This window comes from Salarchaeum japonicum, from assembly GCF_020614395.1.
Taxonomy (GTDB): Archaea; Halobacteriota; Halobacteria; order Halobacteriales; family Halobacteriaceae; genus Salarchaeum; species Salarchaeum japonicum.
In genome coordinates, this window is record NZ_CP085324.1 from 1,544,333 (window position 1) to 1,562,578 (window position 18,246).

General features: G+C 67.8%; 24 protein-coding genes and 1 tRNA gene. 21 read left to right on the forward strand and 4 right to left on the reverse strand.

The window, feature by feature from the left end; translation table 11 throughout:
• Position 1: 1 nt before the first annotated feature.
• The 16 genes from LI334_RS08625 to idsA3 all read left to right on the forward strand — a co-directional run bounded on the left by LI334_RS08625 (position 2) and on the right by idsA3 (position 10,311).
• Positions 2–514: a 30S ribosomal protein S13 gene (locus LI334_RS08625; protein WP_227260172.1), complete on the forward strand. Its 513-nt coding sequence runs from the start codon at positions 2–4 to the stop codon at positions 512–514.
• Positions 514–1,032 (forward strand): 30S ribosomal protein S4, encoded by a 519-nt coding sequence (locus LI334_RS08630; protein ID WP_227260174.1) that lies wholly within the window; start codon positions 514–516, stop codon positions 1,030–1,032. The genes LI334_RS08625 and LI334_RS08630 overlap by 1 nt, the downstream gene beginning before the upstream one ends.
• A 3-nt stretch (positions 1,033–1,035) precedes the next feature.
• Positions 1,036–1,425, forward strand: coding sequence for a 30S ribosomal protein S11 (locus tag LI334_RS08635; protein WP_227260176.1), 390 nt, complete (start codon positions 1,036–1,038; stop codon positions 1,423–1,425).
• Between the two features lie 3 nt (positions 1,426–1,428).
• Complete coding sequence (locus LI334_RS08640; protein WP_227260178.1) at positions 1,429–2,175, forward strand: DNA-directed RNA polymerase subunit D; 747 nt, start codon at positions 1,429–1,431, stop codon at positions 2,173–2,175.
• Positions 2,176–2,297: 122 nt separating this feature from the next.
• Positions 2,298–2,382 (forward strand) — tRNA-Leu (locus LI334_RS08645).
• A 30-nt stretch (positions 2,383–2,412) separates the two neighbouring features.
• Positions 2,413–2,766 carry a 50S ribosomal protein L18e gene (locus tag LI334_RS08650; RefSeq protein ID WP_227260179.1) on the forward strand — a complete coding sequence of 118 codons (354 nt, stop codon included), beginning with the start codon at positions 2,413–2,415 and terminating at the stop codon, positions 2,764–2,766.
• Positions 2,763–3,200 carry a 50S ribosomal protein L13 gene (locus LI334_RS08655; RefSeq protein WP_227260181.1) on the forward strand — a complete coding sequence of 146 codons (438 nt, stop codon included), beginning with the start codon at positions 2,763–2,765 and terminating at the stop codon, positions 3,198–3,200. Before LI334_RS08650 ends, LI334_RS08655 begins: the two co-directional genes overlap by 4 nt.
• Positions 3,194–3,592: a 30S ribosomal protein S9 gene (locus tag LI334_RS08660; protein WP_227260183.1), complete on the forward strand. Its 399-nt coding sequence runs from the start codon at positions 3,194–3,196 to the stop codon at positions 3,590–3,592. The genes LI334_RS08655 and LI334_RS08660 overlap by 7 nt, the downstream gene beginning before the upstream one ends.
• Before the next feature lie 12 nt (positions 3,593–3,604).
• Complete coding sequence (locus LI334_RS08665) at positions 3,605–3,805, forward strand: DNA-directed RNA polymerase subunit N (RefSeq protein WP_145846812.1); 201 nt, start codon at positions 3,605–3,607, stop codon at positions 3,803–3,805.
• Complete coding sequence (locus tag LI334_RS08670) at positions 3,802–3,975, forward strand: DNA-directed RNA polymerase subunit K (protein WP_145846810.1); 174 nt, start codon at positions 3,802–3,804, stop codon at positions 3,973–3,975. The genes LI334_RS08665 and LI334_RS08670 overlap by 4 nt, the downstream gene beginning before the upstream one ends.
• The gene (gene eno, locus LI334_RS08675) at positions 3,972–5,177 is read left to right on the forward strand and encodes a phosphopyruvate hydratase (protein WP_227260185.1); all 1,206 of its coding nucleotides are present in this window, start codon (positions 3,972–3,974) and stop codon (positions 5,175–5,177) included. Before LI334_RS08670 ends, eno begins: the two co-directional genes overlap by 4 nt.
• Positions 5,174–5,920: a 30S ribosomal protein S2 gene (rpsB, locus tag LI334_RS08680; RefSeq protein ID WP_227260186.1), complete on the forward strand. Its 747-nt coding sequence runs from the start codon at positions 5,174–5,176 to the stop codon at positions 5,918–5,920. Before eno ends, rpsB begins: the two co-directional genes overlap by 4 nt.
• A 99-nt stretch (positions 5,921–6,019) precedes the next feature.
• Positions 6,020–7,006, forward strand: a complete 987-nt coding sequence (mvk, locus tag LI334_RS08685; RefSeq protein WP_227260188.1) for a mevalonate kinase — start codon at positions 6,020–6,022, stop codon at positions 7,004–7,006.
• On the forward strand, positions 7,003–7,731 hold the full coding sequence (locus LI334_RS08690; RefSeq protein WP_227260190.1) for an isopentenyl phosphate kinase: 729 nt from the start codon (positions 7,003–7,005) through the stop codon (positions 7,729–7,731). The genes mvk and LI334_RS08690 overlap by 4 nt, the downstream gene beginning before the upstream one ends.
• Before the next feature lie 190 nt (positions 7,732–7,921).
• On the forward strand, positions 7,922–9,268 hold the full coding sequence (locus LI334_RS08695; RefSeq protein ID WP_227260192.1) for an RNase J family beta-CASP ribonuclease: 1,347 nt from the start codon (positions 7,922–7,924) through the stop codon (positions 9,266–9,268).
• A complete protein-coding gene (gene idsA3 / locus LI334_RS08700; RefSeq protein WP_227260194.1) occupies positions 9,265–10,311 on the forward strand; it encodes a geranylfarnesyl diphosphate synthase in 1,047 nt (348 codons plus the stop codon). The genes LI334_RS08695 and idsA3 overlap by 4 nt, the downstream gene beginning before the upstream one ends.
• 202 nt (positions 10,312–10,513) lie before the next feature.
• Here the strand turns inward: idsA3 and LI334_RS08705 are convergent, their stop codons facing one another.
• Positions 10,514–11,338: an alpha/beta fold hydrolase gene (locus tag LI334_RS08705; RefSeq protein WP_227260195.1), complete on the reverse strand. Its 825-nt coding sequence runs from the start codon at positions 11,336–11,338 to the stop codon at positions 10,514–10,516.
• Between the two features lie 194 nt (positions 11,339–11,532).
• Here LI334_RS08705 and LI334_RS08710 point away from each other — a divergent pair, with 194 nt between their 5' ends.
• The gene (locus LI334_RS08710) at positions 11,533–13,299 is read left to right on the forward strand and encodes a glutamate--tRNA ligase (protein WP_227260197.1); all 1,767 of its coding nucleotides are present in this window, start codon (positions 11,533–11,535) and stop codon (positions 13,297–13,299) included.
• On the opposite strand, the gene LI334_RS08715 is transcribed toward LI334_RS08710, so the two are convergent.
• Genes LI334_RS08715 through LI334_RS08725 form a run of 3 tightly spaced genes read right to left on the reverse strand, consistent with a single transcriptional unit; the run spans position 13,296 to position 16,717 of the window.
• Positions 13,296–13,769: a DUF456 domain-containing protein gene (locus LI334_RS08715; RefSeq protein WP_227260199.1), complete on the reverse strand. Its 474-nt coding sequence runs from the start codon at positions 13,767–13,769 to the stop codon at positions 13,296–13,298. The two genes, LI334_RS08710 and LI334_RS08715, sit on opposite strands and share 4 nt — an antisense overlap.
• Positions 13,769–15,943 (reverse strand): tRNA(Met) cytidine acetyltransferase TmcA, encoded by a 2,175-nt coding sequence (gene tmcA, locus LI334_RS08720; RefSeq protein ID WP_227260201.1) that lies wholly within the window; start codon positions 15,941–15,943, stop codon positions 13,769–13,771. Before tmcA ends, LI334_RS08715 begins: the two co-directional genes overlap by 1 nt.
• Positions 15,944–15,982: 39 nt before the next feature.
• Positions 15,983–16,717, reverse strand: coding sequence for a hypothetical protein (locus tag LI334_RS08725; protein WP_227260203.1), 735 nt, complete (start codon positions 16,715–16,717; stop codon positions 15,983–15,985).
• A gap of 226 nt (positions 16,718–16,943) precedes the next feature.
• On the opposite strand from LI334_RS08725, the gene rpl7ae reads away from it, so the two are divergent.
• From rpl7ae to ndk, 4 genes are read left to right on the forward strand one after another with little or no spacing between them, the layout of a single operon-like run.
• Entirely contained in the window at positions 16,944–17,306 is a 363-nt protein-coding gene (gene rpl7ae / locus LI334_RS08730; RefSeq protein WP_227260205.1) for a 50S ribosomal protein L7Ae, read from the forward strand.
• A gap of 6 nt (positions 17,307–17,312) precedes the next feature.
• Entirely contained in the window at positions 17,313–17,537 is a 225-nt protein-coding gene (locus tag LI334_RS08735) for a 30S ribosomal protein S28e (RefSeq protein ID WP_227260206.1), read from the forward strand.
• Entirely contained in the window at positions 17,537–17,731 is a 195-nt protein-coding gene (locus LI334_RS08740; RefSeq protein ID WP_227260208.1) for a 50S ribosomal protein L24e, read from the forward strand. Before LI334_RS08735 ends, LI334_RS08740 begins: the two co-directional genes overlap by 1 nt.
• On the forward strand, positions 17,728–18,210 hold the full coding sequence (ndk, locus tag LI334_RS08745) for a nucleoside-diphosphate kinase (protein WP_227260210.1): 483 nt from the start codon (positions 17,728–17,730) through the stop codon (positions 18,208–18,210). Before LI334_RS08740 ends, ndk begins: the two co-directional genes overlap by 4 nt.
• Positions 18,211–18,246 lie beyond the last annotated feature (36 nt).

Below are 18,246 nucleotides of genomic sequence, written 5' to 3' on the forward strand. Positions count from 1 at the left end.
TATGAGTGCAGAAGACCAACAAGAACCGGACGAAGACGAGGAACTCCAGTACTTCGTCCGCATCGGTCAGACGGACCTCGACGGCACCAAAACCGTCGAGCGCGCCCTCTCCGAACTCGACGGTCTCGGTCGACGCACCGCGCGAATCGTCGCCGACAACTCCGGCGTCGACCGCTCGGCGACGTTCGGCCGACTCGACGACGACGAGATCGAAGCCGTCGTCGAGTCCGTCGAGGGCTTCGCTGACGAGGTTCCCGACTGGCTGACGAACCGACGCAACGACTTCTACACCGGCGAAACCGAACACATCACCGGAAACGACGTCGAACTCACGCGGAATCAGGACGTCAACCGGATGCGGATGATTCGGTCGTACAAGGGCGTGCGCCACGAGCGCGGACAGAAAGTCCGCGGTCAGCGCACCAAGTCCACCGGTCGTACCGAGGGCACCATCGGCGTGAACGTCGAGGAGCTCCGCGAAGAAGCCGAAGAAGAAGCGGAGGGTGGTGAATAATGGCGCTTCCCGGCGAGAACACCAAGTTCTACGAGACGCCGAACCACCCCTACCAGGGCGAGCGCATCGCCGAGGAGTCCGACCTCCTCGGCCGCTACGGCCTGAAGAACAAGGAAGAACTCTGGCGCGCGCAGTCCGAACTGCGCTCGTACCGCCGCGAGGCGCGTGACCTCCTCGGCACCACGAACCAGGAGGAGCGGGAGGGCGAGGAGTTCCTCGCCCGCCTGAAGCGCATCGGCATCCTCGGCGAGACGGACGAACTCGACTCCGTCCTGTCGCTGGACGTGACCGACGTGCTCGAACGCCGCCTCCAGACGGTCGCGTACCGCAAGGGTCTCGCGAACACGCCCAAGCAGGCGCGACAGTTCCTCACGCACGGCCACATCACGGTCGACGGCCACCGCGTCACCGCGCCGTCGTACAAGGTCGATGTCGCGGAGGAGGACGCCATCGAGTTCGACGAAACCAGCCCGCTCACGGACGAGCTTCACCCCGCGCGAGCGGACAACCAGGAGTAAACCATGGCTGAAGAAACAGACGACAAATGGGGCATCGCCCACGTGCACGCCTCGTTCAACAACACGATCCTCACCATCACCGACGAGACGGGAGCGGAGACGCTCGCGAAGTCGAGCGGTGGCGCGGTCGTGAAGCAGAATCGGGACGAGGCGTCGCCGTACGCGGCGATGCAGATGGCGGAGAAGATCGCAGAGGACGTGAAAGAACAGGGTATCGAGGGCGTGCACGTTCGCGTGCGCGGCCCCGGTGGCAACCTCCAGCAGAACCCGGGCCCGGGCGCGCAGGCGACGATTCGCGCGCTCGCCCGTGCCGGCATCGAAATCGGCCGCATCGAGGACGTCACCCCCATCCCGCACGACGGGACGCGACCCCCCAAGAACTCGGGATTCTAACACATGGCAACTGACTTCGACGTCGAATTCATCGACCACGGCGACCGGGAATCCCGCTTCCTCGTTCGGAACGCGACGCCCGCGTTCGCGAACGGCATCCGTCGGGCCATCATCGCGGACGTCCCGACGCTCTCCATCGACACCGTTCGGTTCGTCGAGAACTCGAGCGTGATGTTCGACGAGCAACTCGCGCTCCGCCTGGGCCTCGTGCCGCTCACGACGCCCGAGGGCGAGTTCGAGGAGGGCGAGGGCGTCACGCTCGCGCTCGACGTCGAGGGTCCCGGGGTCGCCTACTCGGGCGACCTCGTCTCCGACGACCCGCAGGTCGAGCCGGCGGACAAGAACGTCCCCATCATCGAGCTGAAGGAGGATCAGCGGCTGGAACTCGAAGCGGACGCCGTGCTCGGTCGGGGCCGCGACCACGCCAAACACCAGGGCGGCGTGGGCGTCGGCTACCGCCACCTCCAGCGCGTCGAAGTCGTCGGTGACGCGGACGAGTACGCAGAGGACGAACCCGACATCGTTCGGGGCGTCATCGAGGACGACGGCGAACTCGTCCCGACTGAGGAGTTCGACCACGACCTCACCCAGCGCTACGAGGGCAAGGAGGTCGAACTCCACGACGTGCCGGGCGCGTTCGTCTTCCACGTCGAGTCCGACGGCTCGATGCCCGTCGACGAACTGGTGCTCCGCGCAGTGAACTCCCTGAGTTCGCGCGCGGACGAACTCGAACAGGCAGTCCAACTATAACAAAATGACCTCCCCGACCCACACTACCGGCGTTCGAACCCCGGCGGAGCGGTCGCTCCGTCGGACCGAAATCGGTATGAAGGGCGGGGGCCAACGTGGAGGTACGCCTTCTCAACGGGCGTGCAGGGATAGCCAAGTTTGGCCAAAGGCGCAGCGTTCAGGGCGCTGTCCTGTAGAGGTTCGCAGGTTCAAATCCTGCTCCCTGCACTCCACTCCTAACTACACACAGTCAGAACTATGAGTAAGACGAGTCCACGACTCAGCAGTCTCATCGCCGAGCTGAAGTCCGTCTCTCGCGACGAGGGCGCGGACGTCTGGGGCGACGTCGCGGAGCGGCTGCAGAAGCCGCGCCGGACGCACGCAGAGGTGAACCTGAGTCGCATCGAACGGTACGCGAACGAGGACGAAACCGTCGTCGTGCCCGGCAAGGTGCTCGGGTCCGGCGTGCTCCAGAAATCCGTCACGGTCGCCGCTGTCGACTTCTCCGGCAGCGCGGAGACGAAGATCGAGCACGCGAACGGCGAGACCGTCCAGCTAGAACAGGCAGTCCAGCAGAACCCCGAAGGGTCGAACGTCCGGGTGATTCGATGAGTCTCGCAGAATTCGACGCGGATGTCGTCGTCGACGCCGGCGACTGCATCCTGGGTCGCGTCGCGTCGAACGTCGCCGACCTCGCCCTCGAAGGCGAGTCCGTCGCCGTGGTGAACGCCGAGGAGGCGGTCATCACGGGGAACAAGGAAGCGACGTTCGCGACGTACCGGAAGCGCGCGGAACTCGGTTCCGACTCGGGACCGTACTATCCGAAGCGACCGGACGGCATCTTCAAGCGCGCGGTGCGCGGGATGCTTCCCTACAAGCAGGATCGCGGTCGCGAGGCGTTCGAGAACGTCCGCATCTACGTCGGCAACCACACCGACGAGGACGGCGAGGTTCTCGACGGAACCTCCCTCGACCGCCTGTCGAACATCAAGTTCGTCACCCTCGGAGAAGTGTCCGAAGAACTCGGTGCTAACGTCACATGGTAACCAACACGAGCGGAAAGAAGAAGACCGCCGTCGCGCGGGCGACCGTGAGCGACGGCGAGGGTCGTGTGCGAATCAACTCCACGCCCGTCGAACTCGTCGAACCCGAGGTCGCGCGCCTGAAGATGCTGGAGCCGTTCCGCATCGCGGGCGACGACCTCCGCGACGACATCGACGTGGACGTGACCGTGAACGGCGGCGGGTTCGCCGGACAGGCTGACGCCGTCCGCACCGCCATCGCGCGCGGCATCGTGGAGTTCCGGAACGACGCCGAACTCCGCGACGCGTTCATGGAGTTCGACCGGTCGCTCCTCGTGAACGACGTGCGGCAGCGCGAGTCCAAGAAGTGGGGCGGCCCGGGCGCTCGGGCGCGCTACCAGAAGTCCTACCGCTGAGGTATACAAACCATGATGGTACCAGTCCGGTGTTTCAGTTGCGGTAAAGTCATCGGCGAACACTGGGAGGAGTTCAAGGCGCGAGCCGCCTCCAAGGAGGGTGACGAAGACCCCGAGGAAGTCCTCGACGACCTCGGGCTCGACCGCTACTGCTGCCGGCGGATGTTCGTCAGCCACCAAGACCTCGTGGACGTCGTGAGCCCCTACCAATGAGGGGGGAGTACAACCGCTACGAGAAGGCTCGAATCATCGGTGCGCGAGCGCTCCAGGTGTCCTACGGGGCGCCCGTACTCGTGGACACCGACCAGACGGAGCCCATCCTCATCGCGGCCGAGGAGTACGACGCGGACGTGCTGCCCTTCACGGTTCGGAGAGAGCAATGACGCGAATCGAGTCGGTTCGGCTGCGGACGGTGCTCGACTCCCGCGGGAATCCGACCGTCGAGGCGGACGTGCACACCGAGAGCGGTGGGCACGGCCGCGCGGCGGCTCCGTCGGGCGCGAGCACGGGCGAGTACGAGGCCATCGAGCTTCCGGCGGAGGAGGCCGTGGCCGCGGCCCGCGAACACGCGGTTCCCCGACTCGAAGGACGGGCGTTCGCCGCCGACCAGCGCGAGGTCGATCAGGCCTTGCACGCGGCGGACGGTACCGACGACTTCTCCACCATCGGCGCGAACTCCGCGGTCGCCATCAGCATGGCGGCGGCGAAGGCCGGAGCCGACGTGCTCGGCGCGCCGCTCTACCAGCACCTCGGCGGCGCGTTCCGCGGGCGGAACTATCCGGTTCCGCTCGGGAACGTCATCGGCGGCGGCGAGCACGCCGCCGACGCCACCCACATCCAGGAGTTCCTCGCGGCACCCGTCGGCGCGCCGAACGTCCGGGACGCCGTGTTCGCGAACGCCGCCGTCCACGAGACGGTCGGCGAACTCCTCACTGAGCGCGGCACGCCCGCGGCGAAAGGCGACGAGGGCGCGTGGGCTCCCTCGATCAGCGACGCCGAGGCGTTCGAGTTGATGGCGGAAGCCGTCGACGAGGTCGAGGACGCGTTTGGGTTCGACATCGAGTTCGGACTCGACGTGGCCGGCGCGGAGCTGTACGACGCCGACGAGGACGCGTACGTGTACGGCGACACGACTCGCTCCACCGAGGAGCAGGTCGAGTACATCGCCGACCTCGTCGAGGAGTACGGTCTCGTGTACGTCGAAGACCCGCTGGACGAGGACGACTACGAGGCGTTCGCGGAACTCACCGACCGCGTGGGCGACCGAACGCTCGTCTGCGGCGACGACCTGTTCGTCACGAACACGAACCGTCTCCAGGAGGGAATCGAGCGGGGTGCGGCGAACAGCATCCTCGTGAAGCCGAACCAGATCGGAACCCTCAGCGACGCGTTCGACGCCATCGAACTCGCCGTCGAGTCCAGTTACACGCCCGTCGTGTCGCATCGGAGCGGCGAGACGGAGGACGCGACCATCGCACACCTCGCCGTCGCCGCGGACGCCCCGTTCATCAAGACGGGAACCGTGGGCGGCGAGCGAACCGCTAAGCTGAACGAACTCATCCGCATCGCGGACGAAGCCCTATGAGCGAGAACGAAGAAGAACTCGAACCCGAAGAATCGACCGAGGCCGACGCGGCCGAGGCCGCGTCCGAGGAGGAGGCCGTCGAGGCCGACACCGAGGACGCCGCCGAGGACGCTCCGGCCGCAGAACCGACGGAGTCGGCGGAGGACGTCATGAGCGACGCCGAAGCCGACCTCCTCATCCCCGTCGAGGACTACCTCGGCGCTGGCGTCCACATCGGTACCCAGCAGAAGACCGAGGACATGGACCGGTTCATCCACCGCGTCCGCACCGACGGCCTGTACGTGCTCGACGTCTCGAAGACGGACGAGCGCATCCGCACGGCCGCGAACTTCCTCGCGAACTACGACCCCGAGCAGGTGCTCGTCACCTCCAGCCGTCAGTACGGCCGGTTCCCCGCGGAGAAGTTCGCGGACGCCGTCGGCGCGCGTGCCCGTACGGGCCGCTTCATCCCGGGGACGCTCACGAACCCCCAGTACGACGGCTACATCGAGCCGGACGTGCTCGTCGTCACCGACCCCATCGGTGACGCGCAGGCGGTGAAGGAAGCCATCACGGTCGGCATCCCCGTCATCGCCATGTGTGACTCGAACAACCAGACCAGTAACGTCGACCTCGTCGTCCCGACGAACAACAAGGGCCGTCGCGCCCTCAGCGTCGTCTACTGGCTGCTCGCGAACGAGACGCTCGACCGCCGCGGCGCGGAACCGTCGTACGCCCTCGAAGACTTCGAGAGCGAAATCTAGCGGGGTTCTTTCGTTTCTGTCCTGTTTCTCCGGTGGCGAGCGACAGCGCCGAGAGTGCGAACCGAACGGTCTTTCACTCGGTCGCCCGGACTCTCGGGTATGTCGACTACTGCGAGCGCCCCCGGCAAGGTCTATCTGTTCGGGGAGCACGCCGTCGTCTACGGGGAGCCGGCGGTTCCGTGCGCCATCGAGCGTCGGGCGTCGGTGACGGTAGAGGCCCGCGCGGACGACCGCCTCCGCGTGAGCGCGGACGACCTCTCGCTCGACGGGTTCACGGTCGAGTACAGCGGGTCGAGCGACGAGCGGCCGGACGTGGACGTGCCGACGCCGCTCATCGAGGCGGCGTTCGGGTACGTGGACGCCGCGGTCGCGCAGGCGCGGGACGCCGCGGACGCGCCGGACGCGGGGTTCAACGTCGAAATCGAGAGCGACATCCCGCTCGGCGCGGGGCTCGGGTCGTCCGCGGCGGTCGCCGTCGCGGGTATCGCCGCCGCGACCGCGGAACTCGGCTGCGACCTCGACGCCCGCGAGATAGCCGAGCGCGCGTACCAGGTGGAGTACGACGTGCAGGCCGGACAGGCGTCGCGCGCGGACACGTTCTGCTCGGCGATGGGCGGTGCGGTGCGCGTCGAGGGCGACGAGTGCCGGACGCTCGACACGCCCGACCTCCCGTTCGTCGTCGGATACGACGGCACGAGCCACGACACCGGCGAACTCGTCTCGGGCGTCCGGAAGCTCAAGGATGAGTACGACTTCGCGAACGACACCGTCGCGGCCATCGGCGACCTCGTCCGGCAGGGAGAGGACGCGCTCACGGACGGCGACCTCGCGGAGCTCGGTCGGCTGATGAACTTCAACCACGGCCTGCTCGCGGCGCTCGGCGTCTCCGGGCGGTCGCTCGACAACATGGTGTGGGCGGCGCGCGACGGCGGCGCGCTCGGCGCGAAACTCACGGGCGCGGGCGGCGGCGGCTGTATCGTCGCGCTGGACAGCGAGCGCGGCACGAAGACCGCGCTCTCGCTGACGCCGGACTGCACGCGAGCGTTCCGCGCGGAACTCGCCCAGGACGGGGTGCGCGTCGAATGATCGTCCTCAAACTCGGCGGGAGCGTCATCACGGAGAAGGACGAGCGCGAGACCGTCGACCTCGACTCGCTCGCCCGCCTCGCCGGCGTGCTCGGGCAGGCAGACGTGGACGATCTCGTTATCGTGCACGGCGCGGGGAGTTTCGGGCACTACTACGCGGACGAACACGGCGTCTCGACGACCGACGGCACCCGGGACGCGCGGGCGGTTCGGGAGATTCACGACTCGATGACGCGGCTGAACAAGGCGGTGCTCGACTACCTCGACGATGCGGGCGTCCCGGGCGTGCCCGTCCGGCCGTTCTCGGCGGCGCGCCGCGACGACGGCCTGGAGTTCTACGCGAACCAGGTCGAGACGATGCTCGCGGAGGGATTCACGCCCGTCCTGCACGGCGACGTGGTCGCGGACGCGGGCGCGGGCGCGACCATCCTCAGCGGCGACGAGGTCGTGACGGCGCTCGCCGCCCAGCTGGACGCCGACCGCGTCGGCCTCTGCTCGACCGTCCCCGGCGTCCTCGACGACGACGGGGACGTGATTCCGGCGGTAGACGCCTACGACGACGTGGCGGCCGTGCTCGGCGGGAGCGAGGACACGGACGTGACCGGCGGCATGGCGGGGAAGGTTCGGGAGCTGCTCGCGCTCGACGCGCCCGCGTCAGTGTTCGGACCGGACGACCTCGCGGACTTCCTGCGCGGCGAGGACGCGGGAACCACCGTACGCGGGTAACGACACCGCTATCCGGGTTTCGGTGTCCCGCGAGACCCTGCTACTTTTAATACCGGGAATCGTAACGTGGCCTAAGAAGCGTCCCGCCGGACGGATACCGGCGGCGGGACGACGGCCGTAAGACGCCGCGACCCGCGGCCGCCACTCCGGCGGGGGTTTCATAGAGCCACCCGGCTCTCAGTGATCAACAATGGAAATCGAGATCGCAACAATCGGCGGATACGAAGAAGTCGGCCGGCAGATGACTGCCGTCCGAGCAGGTGACGACGTGGTCGTGTTCGACATGGGCCTCAACCTCTCGCAGGTCCTGATTCACGACAACGTCGAGACCGAACAGATGCACAGCCTCGACCTCATCGACATGGGCGCGATTCCGGACGACCGCGTCATGAGCGAACTGGAGGGCGACGTGCAGGCCATCGTGCCGACGCACGGCCACCTCGACCACATCGGCGCGCTCAGCAAGCTCGCACACCGCTACAACGCGCCCATCGTCGCGTCCCCGTTCACGCTCGAACTCGTGAAGGACGAGATCGAGAGCGAGCAGAAGTTCGGCGTCGAGAACGACCTCGTCGAGATGGAAGCGGGCGAGACGATGCCCATCGGCGAGCGCTGCGAACTGGAGTTCGTGCACGTCACGCACTCCATCATCGACGCCATCAACCCCGTCCTCCACACGCCCGAGGGCGCAATCGTCTACGGCCTCGACAAGCGCCTCGACCACGACCCCGTCCTCGAAGACCCCATCGACATGAAGCGGTTCCGCGAAATCGGCCGCGAGGACGAGGGCGTGCTCGCGTACATCGAGGACACGACGAACGCCGGCCGGAAGGGCCGGACGGCGAGCGAGTCCGTCGCGCGCCGCGAACTCCAGGACACCATTCACAGCATGGAAGACTACGACGGCGGTATCGTCGCCACGACGTTCTCCAGCCACGTCTCCCGCGTGTCCAGCATCATCGAGTTCGCGCAGGAGATCGGTCGCGAGCCGATTCTGCTCGGGCGGTCGATGGAGCGCTACTCCGGCACCGCAGAGCGCATGGGTCGCGTGAACTTCCCGGACAACCTCGGGATGTTCGGCCACCGCAAGAGCGTCGACCGCGCGTTCAAGCGCATCATGAACGAGGGCAAGGAGAACTTCCTCCCCATCGTCACCGGCCACCAGGGCGAGCCGCGCGCGATGCTCACCCGGATGGGTCGCGGCGAGACGCCGTACGACATCGAGAGCGGCGATAAGGTCATCTTCTCCGCGCGCGTGATTCCGGAGCCGACGAACGAGGGCCAGCGCTACCAGTCCGAACAGCTCCTTCGGATGCAGGGCGCGCGCATCTACGACGACATCCACGTCTCCGGCCACCTCCGCGAGGAAGGCCACTACGAGATGCTGAACGCGCTCCAGCCCCAGCACGTCATCCCCGCGCACCACGACCTCGAACACTTCGGGAAGTACGCGAGGCTCGCGAAGAGCGAGGGCTACGAGATCGGGCGCGACCTCCACCTGAGCGACAACGGCAACATCATTCAGCTCGTAGAATGACGCAGGAAGCACGTGAGGAAACGGTGCTCGCGGCCATCGAAGACCGCCGGGAGCAAGTGAACGACGCCATCGACGAGGAACTCCCGATGGCGGAACCCGAACGGCTCTACGAGGCGTCTCGCTACCTCCTCGAAGCCGGCGGGAAGCGTCTCCGCCCGACCGTCTCGATGCTCGTCGGGGAGGCGTTGCTCGACGTGGAACCGTTGAGCGAGGACTACCAGGCGTTCCCGTCGCTCAACGACGGCACCGTGGACGTGATGGCGGCCGCCGTCTCCATCGAGGTCATCCAGTCGTTCACGCTCATCCACGACGACATCATGGACGACGACGACCTCCGACGCGGCGTCCCCGCCGTCCACCGCGAGTACGACACCGAGACCGCGATACTCGCCGGGGACACCCTCTACTCGAAGGCGTTCGAAATCATGCTCCGCACCGACGCACCGCCGGAGCGCGGCCTCGACGCCCTCCGTATGCTCGCGTGCACGTGCACCCACATCTGTGAAGGCCAGGCGTACGACGTGGACTTCGAAACCCGCGGCGACGTGACCATCGAGGAGTACCTCGACATGGTCGAACTGAAGACCGCCGTCCTGTACGCCGCCGCCGCCTCCGTCCCCGGAATCGTGCTCGGCGCAGACCAGGACACCATCGACGCCCTCTACGAGTACGGCCGCGCCATCGGCCAGGCGTTCCAGATTCAGGACGACGTCCTCGACCTCACCGTCCCAAGCGAGGAACTCGGGAAACAACGCGGTAGCGACCTCGTCGAAGGCAAACGCACCGTCATCACCCTCCACGCCCGCGAACAGGGCGTGGACGTTGACGGCCTCGTAGACGCCGACAACCCCGAGAACGTCACCGAAGCCGAAATCGACGACGCCCTCGACACCCTCCAGGACGCCGGCAGCATCCAGTTCGCCCGCGAACTCGCCGAAGACCTCGTCCAGGAAGGGAAAGACCACCTCAGCGTCCTCCCCGACAACGACGCCCACGACACCCTCGACGACCTCGCCGACTACCTCATCGAACGAGGCTACTAACGGACTTTTTTACGGTTCGGGGTCGCCGGAGGCGACCCGCTCACCGTAAAACCCCCGCTAAAAAGACGCGAGCGCCGTCGGCGCTCGCGGTCGGGCATCGGAACGACACCCGCACAGCGACCGCGCCGCACAGCGCCGTACACGACCGCCCGCGTCCGCAACCGCACCGCAACCGCACCGCGGCCGAACTGGTGGTTTCGTTCTACGTGGTCTCTCGGAGGAAGTCCGTGAGCGCGTCCCGGACGAATTCGGGGTTGTCCACGTGGGCGTTGTGGCCGGCGTTCGGGATTGTTCGGTAGCGGGCGTTCGGAATCTCGCTCGCGAGGTATCGGGCGTGGGCGGTCATTCGCGCGGTTTCGTTCCCGCCGCACATCGCGAGCGCGGGTACGTCGATGCTCGCGTAGTCGGTGCGGAGCGTTCCCCACGAGAGGAGCGCGCGGCGGACTTTCGCGGCTTCCGACGGCGGAACGCCGGAGTAGTCGTCGGCGTGCGCGTTCTCGATGCGGGCTTTCTCGTCGAGGTCGCCGGGGTCGAAGTCGTCGCCGCGGTTCGAGAGCCAGGAGACGAACGGTTGGACGGCGTCGAACCCGACGATGCTGGTGAGCGCGAGTGCGCCGGGGAGGGCGACGCGGCGCTCCACCCACTCACCGGGCGACAGCGCGCGCGAGGAGAGCGCGGCGACGCTGACGAGACCGGAGAGCGGGCCGCCGGTAGCGGCGTAGCGCTGTGCGACCATGCCGCCCATGGAGAGCCCGCAGACGACCGGGGCGTCGAGCGAGCGCGCGTCCACGAGCGCGCGGAGGTCGTCGACGTACGTGTCGATGCTGTACGCGTTGCAGTCGGAACCGCCGGTTCGACCGTGTCCGCGGAGGTCGTACACGACGACCCGGTACTCGTCCGCGAGCGAGCGGGTGCGTTCGGCCCAGACGCGGTGGTCGCTGAACGCGCCGTGCAGGAACACCACCACGGGGCCCTCGCCCCGGGACTCGTAGTAGGTCTCGACGCCGTTCGTCCGAACCGTCGACATACCCAGTCCTTCGCGGCGAGCGGTTTCCCGTTGTCGGTGCGAGCGTTCAAGTACGGGGCCGCGGCCAGCGCGGGGTATGTAGCGAGTGGCGCGCGTCGGGCCCGCGGAAACGGCGACCGACCGGCGCGCGAGGGAGTGGTCGTCTGTCCGCAGAATCCAAACCGATTTCCCCGAGTCCCGGCTACTCGCCGGTAATGGACGAAGACCTCCGCGAGCGCGTCCGCCGAGAGGCGGAAGTGGACGCGCTCTACAACGCGCTCAAGCACGGGAGCGACGCACAGGTCGGCGCTCTGATGGGGCCGATGATGGGAGAGAACCCCGAGTTCCGGGAGCACGGCGACGAGGTTCCGGGCGTCGTCGCGCCGGTCGTCGAGGACGTGAACGCGCTCTCGACCGAGGAGAAACGGGAGCGACTGGAGGAACTCGCGCCCGAGCGACTCGCGGAACTCGACGCCGAGGACGAGGGCGAGGAGCACCCGCTCCCCGACCTGCCGAACGTCGAGGAGTACGACGAGGTGCGGATGCGCTGTGCGCCGAACCCGAACGGCCCCTGGCACATCGGGCACGCGCGGATGCCCGCCGTCATCGGCTCCTACAAGGAGCGCTACGACGGCTGGATGCTCGTCCGGTTCGACGACACGGACCCCGAGACGAAACGCCCGCTCGACTGGGTGTACGACCAGGTCTTGGAGGACGTGGCGTACCTCGGGTTCGAGCCGGACGAGGTCATCACGGCGTCCGACCGCCTCGACACTTACTACGAGTACGCCCGCGACCTCATCGAGATGGACGGCGCGTACACGTGCTCGTGTCCCGCCGAGGAGTTCTCCGAGTTGAAGAACTCGGGCGAGGCGTGCCCGCACCGCGAGAAGGACACGGAGACCGTCCTCTCGGAGTTCGAGTCGATGGTCGACGGCGAGTACGACTCGGGCGAGATGGTGTTGCGCGTGAAGACCGACATCACGCACAAGAACCCCGCGCTCCGCGACTTCGTCGCGTTCCGCATCATCGACACGCCGCATCCGCGTCCGGAGGCCGAGGACTACCGGTGCTGGCCGATGCTCGACTTCCAGTCCGGCATCGACGACCACCTCACGGGTGTCACCCACATCATTCGCGGTATCGACCTCCAGGACTCCGCGAAGCGCCAGGGGTTCGTCTACGACTACTTCGGCTGGGAGTACCCCGAGGTCGTCCACTGGGGGCACGTCCAGGTGGACGAGTACGACGTGAAGATGAGCACGTCCACGATTCGGGAGAAGATCGAGGCCGGCGAGTTCGACGGCTGGGACGACCCCCGCGTCCCCACCCTGCTCTCGACGAAGCGCCGGGGTATCCAGGGCGAGGCCATCGTGGACGCGATGGTTGAACTCGGAACCTCGACCTCGGACGTGGATCTGGCGATGAGTTCGGTGTACGCGAACAACCGCGACCGCATCGACGACGAGAGCCCGCGGTGTTTCTTCGTCTCCGACGGCGTCGAACTCCCCATTTCGGGCGGCCCGGACAGCGCGCATCCCCCGGTTCACCCCGAGCACGAGGAGCGCGGCGAGCGCGATATCCCCGTCGGCGACGCCGTGCTCGTCGAAGAAGACGACCTCCCCGAACCCGGGGAGAAGCTCTGGTTGAAGGGCTACGGGCCCGTCGCGTACGACGGCGACGCGCTGACGGTAACGGACGACGACATCGACCTGGTCCGCGAGCAAGACGTGGACGTGGTGCAGTGGGTGCCCGCCGACGAGAGCGTCCCCGTGCGGATGCGGACGCCCGACGGCGACGTGTCGGGCCGCGCGGAACCCGGCCTCGCCGAGTACGACGCCGACCAGACGCTCCAGTTCGTCCGCGTCGGGTTCGTGCGCGTGGACTACGTGGCGCAACGCGCCACGGAACAGTCGAGCGGTGACAAACCGCGAGACCGCCACGAGGACGAGGAGTCCGTCGTCTACTACGCGCACCCCTAGAGGTAGTGGACGGCGAGGAGTATCGCGAACATCGCGCCGGTGAGTGCGAGTTGGACGAGGGCTGACGCGAGGACGCCGGCGGTGGCGTACGCGGCTGTTTTGACGCTTCGCCCCCCGTCGCCGTTCCGGTAGTATTCGAGGGTGAAGACGGTGCCGGCGATGCCGATGATGATGCCGATGGGGCCGCCGAGCGGGAGCAGGAGCAGGCCGACGACCGCGGCTATCAGGGTGGTTCTGGTGGACGCGCCGCCGGCGCTCGCGCCGAGTGCACCGCCGAACCAGTCCACGAAGGTGGCTGTGACGCCGAGCACGACGAGCGCGGCGAGGGCGAGCGGGCCGGGCTGGCCGGTCTGCCACCAGTAGACGGCGACGCCGACGAGGCCGGTGAGGCCGCTCGGGAGGAGCGGGACGATGCTGCCGACCATGCCGAGCGCGAGCAAGCCGAAGGCGAGGAGGACGAGCGCGTCCATCAGTCGTACCTCCGGACTTCCGCGTGGGCGGCGGGCGATCCGTACTCGTCGACGAGCGGTTCGAGCGCGCTCCCGAGCGCGCGCATGCACTGGCCCGTGGAGTGGTAGTCGAGGTCATCGGCGACCGCGTCCCAGTCCTCGGTCTGGAGGAGTTTCCGGACGAGCAGGCGTTCCTCTCGGTCGGTGAGGAGGTCGGGGTGGGGGCCGGTGAGGTGGTGGGCGGCGAGCGCGCGGAATGGCGCGGGGTCGGCGGCGTAGAGTCCGGGCCCGTAGGACGCGCCGACGACGACACTCCACTGGTGGTCGGTGAGCGAGAGCGCGGGCGGGGCGTCGGCGGCGGCGAGGCAGGCGAGCGCCACGTCCGCGTCGAGGTCGGTGAGCGCGTCCCCGAGCACGCCGGGAATCCGCTCCGCGAACCACGCGGCGTGGTGACCGTGAACCGTCTCGCCGGCCTCGCTGAGCGGGTCGAGCATGATGGCGGAGTACTCGCCGCTCGTGTCGTTCCGGGTGGTGGAGACGTGGACGGTGTCGAAGCCGTTCTCGTCCCAGAACGAGACGAGTTCGGGGGTCGCGCCGTACCCGACACCGACCCAGTCGAGGTCGCCCGCGGCTTCGCTCCGGAGTTCGTCGAGGAGGTGGCCGCCGAACCCGCGGGAGCGCGCGGCGTGGTGGGTGGCGATGCGGACGACGCGCCAGCCGACGGGGACGGCGGCGTCCTCGTCCCGGAGTTGGCTCGTCAGCACGTCCGGTATCATGTTCCCGAGGATGCGGCCGCCCGAGTACATCTCCGCGCGCGTCCCCTCGTCGAGGCCGCCCTCGCGTGCGAGGAGGGCGACGGAGACGACGTGGCCGTCGTGGCGGAGCGCGCGAACGCGGAGGTTCGGGGCGTCGAGGAGGCGCGCGAGGTCGTTCGGTTCGGTTCGGTAGTGCGCGTAGACGAGCAGGCCGAACGCCTCCCGGAGCAGGGTTTCGTCCGCGAGCAGGTCGTCGCTGTCGAGCGCGTCGTACGTCGCGTCCGCGGGGGTGGCGTCGGCGACGAGCGGGTCGACGGGCGGGCGGGCGTCGAGGAGGAGCGCGCGGAACGCCCACACCTCGACTGGGTCGCCGGCGGCGTACCGAATCGGGTCGGTCATCCGGATGTCCGTCAGTTCGAGGTCGCTGTCGGCGAGGCGGTCGCGAAAGCGCACGTCGAACCCGCGGCCCGCGCCCTCGTAGCCGTGGACGGTCGTGGTGAACGCGACGCGGTCGGCGTCGAGGAAGTCTTCGAGCAGGCGGACGGGGAGCGCCGCGGCCTCGTCCACGAACACCACGTCGGGGTCGCCCGGCAGCCCCGCGGCCGCGGGCGGTTTCTCGAAGCGCAGGCTGTCACAGTCGAGTTCGGCGGCGCGCTCGAACAGTTCGCTCGCGCTCCGCTTCCGTGGGGCGGTGACGAGCACGTCCAGTCCCTCGTCGGCGAGGCAGGCGGCCGCGATGCCGGCGGCGCTCGACTTCCCGCGGCCGCGGTCGGCCTCCACGACGACTGCCTGTCCGGTCTCGCGGAGCGCTTCGAGCGCGTGCACCGCGTCCACCTGGTCCTGCGTTCGGCAGGCGTCGTACGCCCGTTCGGGGAAGTCGTGGTTGGCGGGCGGTTCCGGCGGCGGCGGGCGAATCCGGGGCGCGGGACGCGTGCGGCCGTCCCGTTCGAGCGACCGGGCGTCCGCGTCGTAGATGCTGATTCCGGGGTGCGCGCGGAGCGTGTCGACGAGCCGGCGGCGGAAGTGCCCGGTCACGTCCGCGAGCGAGAACGGCGGTACCGCCAGGCCCTCGTCGAAGTCCTCGCGGACGCGCGGCCAGTCGTCGAGGTCGGGCGCGAGCAGGACGAGGAGTCCCCCGCCGTCCACCGCGCCGGCGATGCGGCCGAGCGCGTTCGGCCGGCACTCGTCGTGCGCGTCGTACACGACCGCCGTCCGCGTCGTTCCGAGGAGGGCGTCCGAATCACGGGGCCGCAGGCGCTCGCAGTCGAGACTCCCGACCGTCCCGAGGTGCGTGGCGTCGTCGCGCGGCACGTCGGCGGCGGAGAGCGCGGCGTCCGCGGCGTCCAGACACGACTCGCGGGACCCGGTGAGCACGAGCATGCGGCGTTCGTTCACGGACTCCGCCTCCTCGCGGAGCGCGGCGGCGACCTCGCGAACCATTATCGGGCGTTCGGCCGAGGCGGGCAAGGCAGTTTCGCCCTACACGCCGGGAGTTGGCCCCGACTCGTCGGCGGAGAGTTGCTGGTAGGCGGCGACGAGCACGCCGTTACCGAACACGGTGACGAACGCGGACCCGAAGTTGGTGACGAGGAAGTCGAACTCGGACGCGCCGAAGACCGTAATCGGAATCACGGTGACGATGTTGACGAGGAACGCGATGATGAGGAACGCGACGCCGAGGAGGAACGTCTGGAGGCGGTGGCCGGACGTGAGGCGCCACGAGGAGCGCAATCCCTCGAAGAAGTTCTCGTCCTCGACGGCGACGAAGACGGCCCAGAGGAAGAGCGCCGAGAGCAGGTAGAGACCGGGGAGCACGAGCGCGGCGAATCCGAGGGCGACGACGACGGCGAAGACGATGGCGCCGACGAACACGTTCGCGAACGTCCAGACGCCGCGGCGCGTAAACGCCGCGAGCGGGAGGCGTTCCGTCTCGTCGCTCGCGAACACGCGGAGCGCGGCGACCGTCGTGAGGAGTCCGGCGACGCCGACAAGAAGCGCGATGAGGCTGTCGACGAGCGGCGACACCTCAACGATCGCCGTCGAGTCCACCGTGAGTTCCTCGCCGCCCGGGAGGGTGAACGTGAACGACGAGGCGGTTCCGAAGACGGACTCGACGACCGTCAGGGCGTACACGATACCGAAGAGGAGCAGTCCGTTGCGCTGACGAACGCTCTCGTAGCCGGTCTCGAGTACGTTTCCGATAGATAATTTCACACCCTGAATTGTACTCCCAAACGACGTAAAAGTAGCGGGCGGCGTGGGTTCGCGTCGCACGGACGAGGAGCGAGAAACCCGTTCCCGCGAGGCTTTGAAAGCGCTTTTAAGCATAGGAACCCCACGGTAGTAGTACAGCCAGTGGGGGTCGATGATGCTCCTAGCCGTTAGGGATTGACCCGGCAGGGGAGCGCAAGCCCGCCACGGCAACTAGGTGAACACAACTATGCCAGTGTACGTCAACTACGATGTCCCAGCGGACCTCCAGGAACGAGCCCTCGAAGCCCTCGAAGTGGCTCGCGACACCGGGAGCGTGAAGAAAGGTACGAACGAGACGACGAAGTCCATCGAGCGCGGGAACGCAGACCTCGTGTTCGTCGCGGAAGACGTCTCCCCCGAGGAGATCGTCCTCCACATCCCCGAGCTCGCGGACGAGAAGGGGATTCCGTACGTGTTCGTCGACACGCAGGACGAACTCGGGAACGCCGCCGGTCTCGAAGTCGGCTCCGCCGCCGCGGCCGTCGTGGACGCCGGTGACGCCGACGAGGACGTCGAAGACATCTCGGCGAAAGTCGAGGAACTCAAGTAATAACTCATGAGCGCGGAAGAACCAGCAAGCGACTCCACGTCCGCCGAAGTCATCGAGGTCGTCGGGAAGACCGGGATGCACGGCGAGGCGATGCAAGTGAAGTGCCGACTCCAGGAAGGGTCGAACCAGGGCCGCATCATCACGCGGAACTGCCTCGGCCCCGTCCGGGTCGGCGACGTCATCCAGCTCCGCGAGACGGCTCGCGAGGCTGACCCCATCGGAGGTCAATAATGCCCCAGACACGAGAATGCGACTACTGCGGTAGCGACATCGAACCCGGCACGGGGACGATGTTCGTCTACAACGACGGCACCACCGTCCACTTCTGCTCGTCCAAGTGCGAGAAGAACGCGGACCTCGGTCGCGAGCCGCGTGACCTGGAGTGGACCGAAGAAGGCCAGGCGCAGGGCGGGGAGAACGAATGAGCCACCACGACGAGCGGACGTTCGTGATGGTGAAGCCCGACGGCGTGCAGCGCGGCCTCATCGGCGACATCGTCGGTCGCCTGGAGGACAAGGGCCTGAAGATGGTCGGCGGGAAGTTCATGCAGATCGACGAGGAGCTCGCGCACGAGCACTACGCCGAGCACGAGGACAAGCCCTTCTTCGAGGGTCTCGTCGAGTTCATCACGTCCGGCCCCGTCTTCGCGATGGTCTGGGAAGGCGCGGACGCGACCCGGCAGGTTCGCCAGATGATGGGCGCGACGGACGCGCAGGAGGCCGCTCCCGGCACCATCCGCGGTGACTACGGGAACGACCTCGGTCACAACCTCATCCACGGGAGCGACCACGAGGACGAGGGCGCGAACGAGCGCGAAATCGAGTTGTTCTTCGACGAGGACGAACTGGTCGATTGGGACCTCGCCACCACGCAGTGGGTGTACGAGGACGCTGACGACCACTGAGGTCGCCCGCGACCGATTCCGCCTATCCTTTTATCG

Excerpts from the sequence above, each read along its gene's own strand:
- LI334_RS08670 (WP_145846810.1), top strand. The coding sequence starts at position 3,802 with ATGAGGGGGGAGTACAACCGCTACGAGAAGGCTCGAATCATCGGTGCG.
- ndk (WP_227260210.1), top strand. The coding sequence starts at position 17,728 with ATGAGCCACCACGACGAGCGGACGTTCGTGATGGTGAAGCCCGACGGC.
- tmcA (WP_227260201.1), bottom strand. The coding sequence starts at position 15,943 with ATGGTTCGCGAGGTCGCCGCCGCGCTCCGCGAGGAGGCGGAGTCCGTG.
- rpl7ae (WP_227260205.1), top strand. The coding sequence starts at position 16,944 with ATGCCAGTGTACGTCAACTACGATGTCCCAGCGGACCTCCAGGAACGA.
- LI334_RS08735 (WP_227260206.1), top strand. The coding sequence starts at position 17,313 with ATGAGCGCGGAAGAACCAGCAAGCGACTCCACGTCCGCCGAAGTCATC.
- LI334_RS08625 (WP_227260172.1), top strand. The coding sequence starts at position 2 with ATGAGTGCAGAAGACCAACAAGAACCGGACGAAGACGAGGAACTCCAG.
- LI334_RS08640 (WP_227260178.1), top strand. The coding sequence starts at position 1,429 with ATGGCAACTGACTTCGACGTCGAATTCATCGACCACGGCGACCGGGAA.
- LI334_RS08635 (WP_227260176.1), top strand. The coding sequence starts at position 1,036 with ATGGCTGAAGAAACAGACGACAAATGGGGCATCGCCCACGTGCACGCC.
- LI334_RS08665 (WP_145846812.1), top strand. The coding sequence starts at position 3,605 with ATGATGGTACCAGTCCGGTGTTTCAGTTGCGGTAAAGTCATCGGCGAA.
- LI334_RS08660 (WP_227260183.1), top strand. The coding sequence starts at position 3,194 with ATGGTAACCAACACGAGCGGAAAGAAGAAGACCGCCGTCGCGCGGGCG.
- LI334_RS08740 (WP_227260208.1), top strand. The coding sequence starts at position 17,537 with ATGCCCCAGACACGAGAATGCGACTACTGCGGTAGCGACATCGAACCC.
- LI334_RS08705 (WP_227260195.1), bottom strand. The coding sequence starts at position 11,338 with ATGTCGACGGTTCGGACGAACGGCGTCGAGACCTACTACGAGTCCCGG.
- LI334_RS08630 (WP_227260174.1), top strand. The coding sequence starts at position 514 with ATGGCGCTTCCCGGCGAGAACACCAAGTTCTACGAGACGCCGAACCAC.
- LI334_RS08690 (WP_227260190.1), top strand. The coding sequence starts at position 7,003 with ATGATCGTCCTCAAACTCGGCGGGAGCGTCATCACGGAGAAGGACGAG.
- LI334_RS08655 (WP_227260181.1), top strand. The coding sequence starts at position 2,763 with ATGAGTCTCGCAGAATTCGACGCGGATGTCGTCGTCGACGCCGGCGAC.
- LI334_RS08710 (WP_227260197.1), top strand. The coding sequence starts at position 11,533 with ATGGACGAAGACCTCCGCGAGCGCGTCCGCCGAGAGGCGGAAGTGGAC.
- mvk (WP_227260188.1), top strand. The coding sequence starts at position 6,020 with ATGTCGACTACTGCGAGCGCCCCCGGCAAGGTCTATCTGTTCGGGGAG.
- LI334_RS08715 (WP_227260199.1), bottom strand. The coding sequence starts at position 13,769 with ATGGACGCGCTCGTCCTCCTCGCCTTCGGCTTGCTCGCGCTCGGCATG.
- LI334_RS08650 (WP_227260179.1), top strand. The coding sequence starts at position 2,413 with ATGAGTAAGACGAGTCCACGACTCAGCAGTCTCATCGCCGAGCTGAAG.
- idsA3 (WP_227260194.1), top strand. The coding sequence starts at position 9,265 with ATGACGCAGGAAGCACGTGAGGAAACGGTGCTCGCGGCCATCGAAGAC.
- eno (WP_227260185.1), top strand. The coding sequence starts at position 3,972 with ATGACGCGAATCGAGTCGGTTCGGCTGCGGACGGTGCTCGACTCCCGC.
- LI334_RS08695 (WP_227260192.1), top strand. The coding sequence starts at position 7,922 with ATGGAAATCGAGATCGCAACAATCGGCGGATACGAAGAAGTCGGCCGG.
- rpsB (WP_227260186.1), top strand. The coding sequence starts at position 5,174 with ATGAGCGAGAACGAAGAAGAACTCGAACCCGAAGAATCGACCGAGGCC.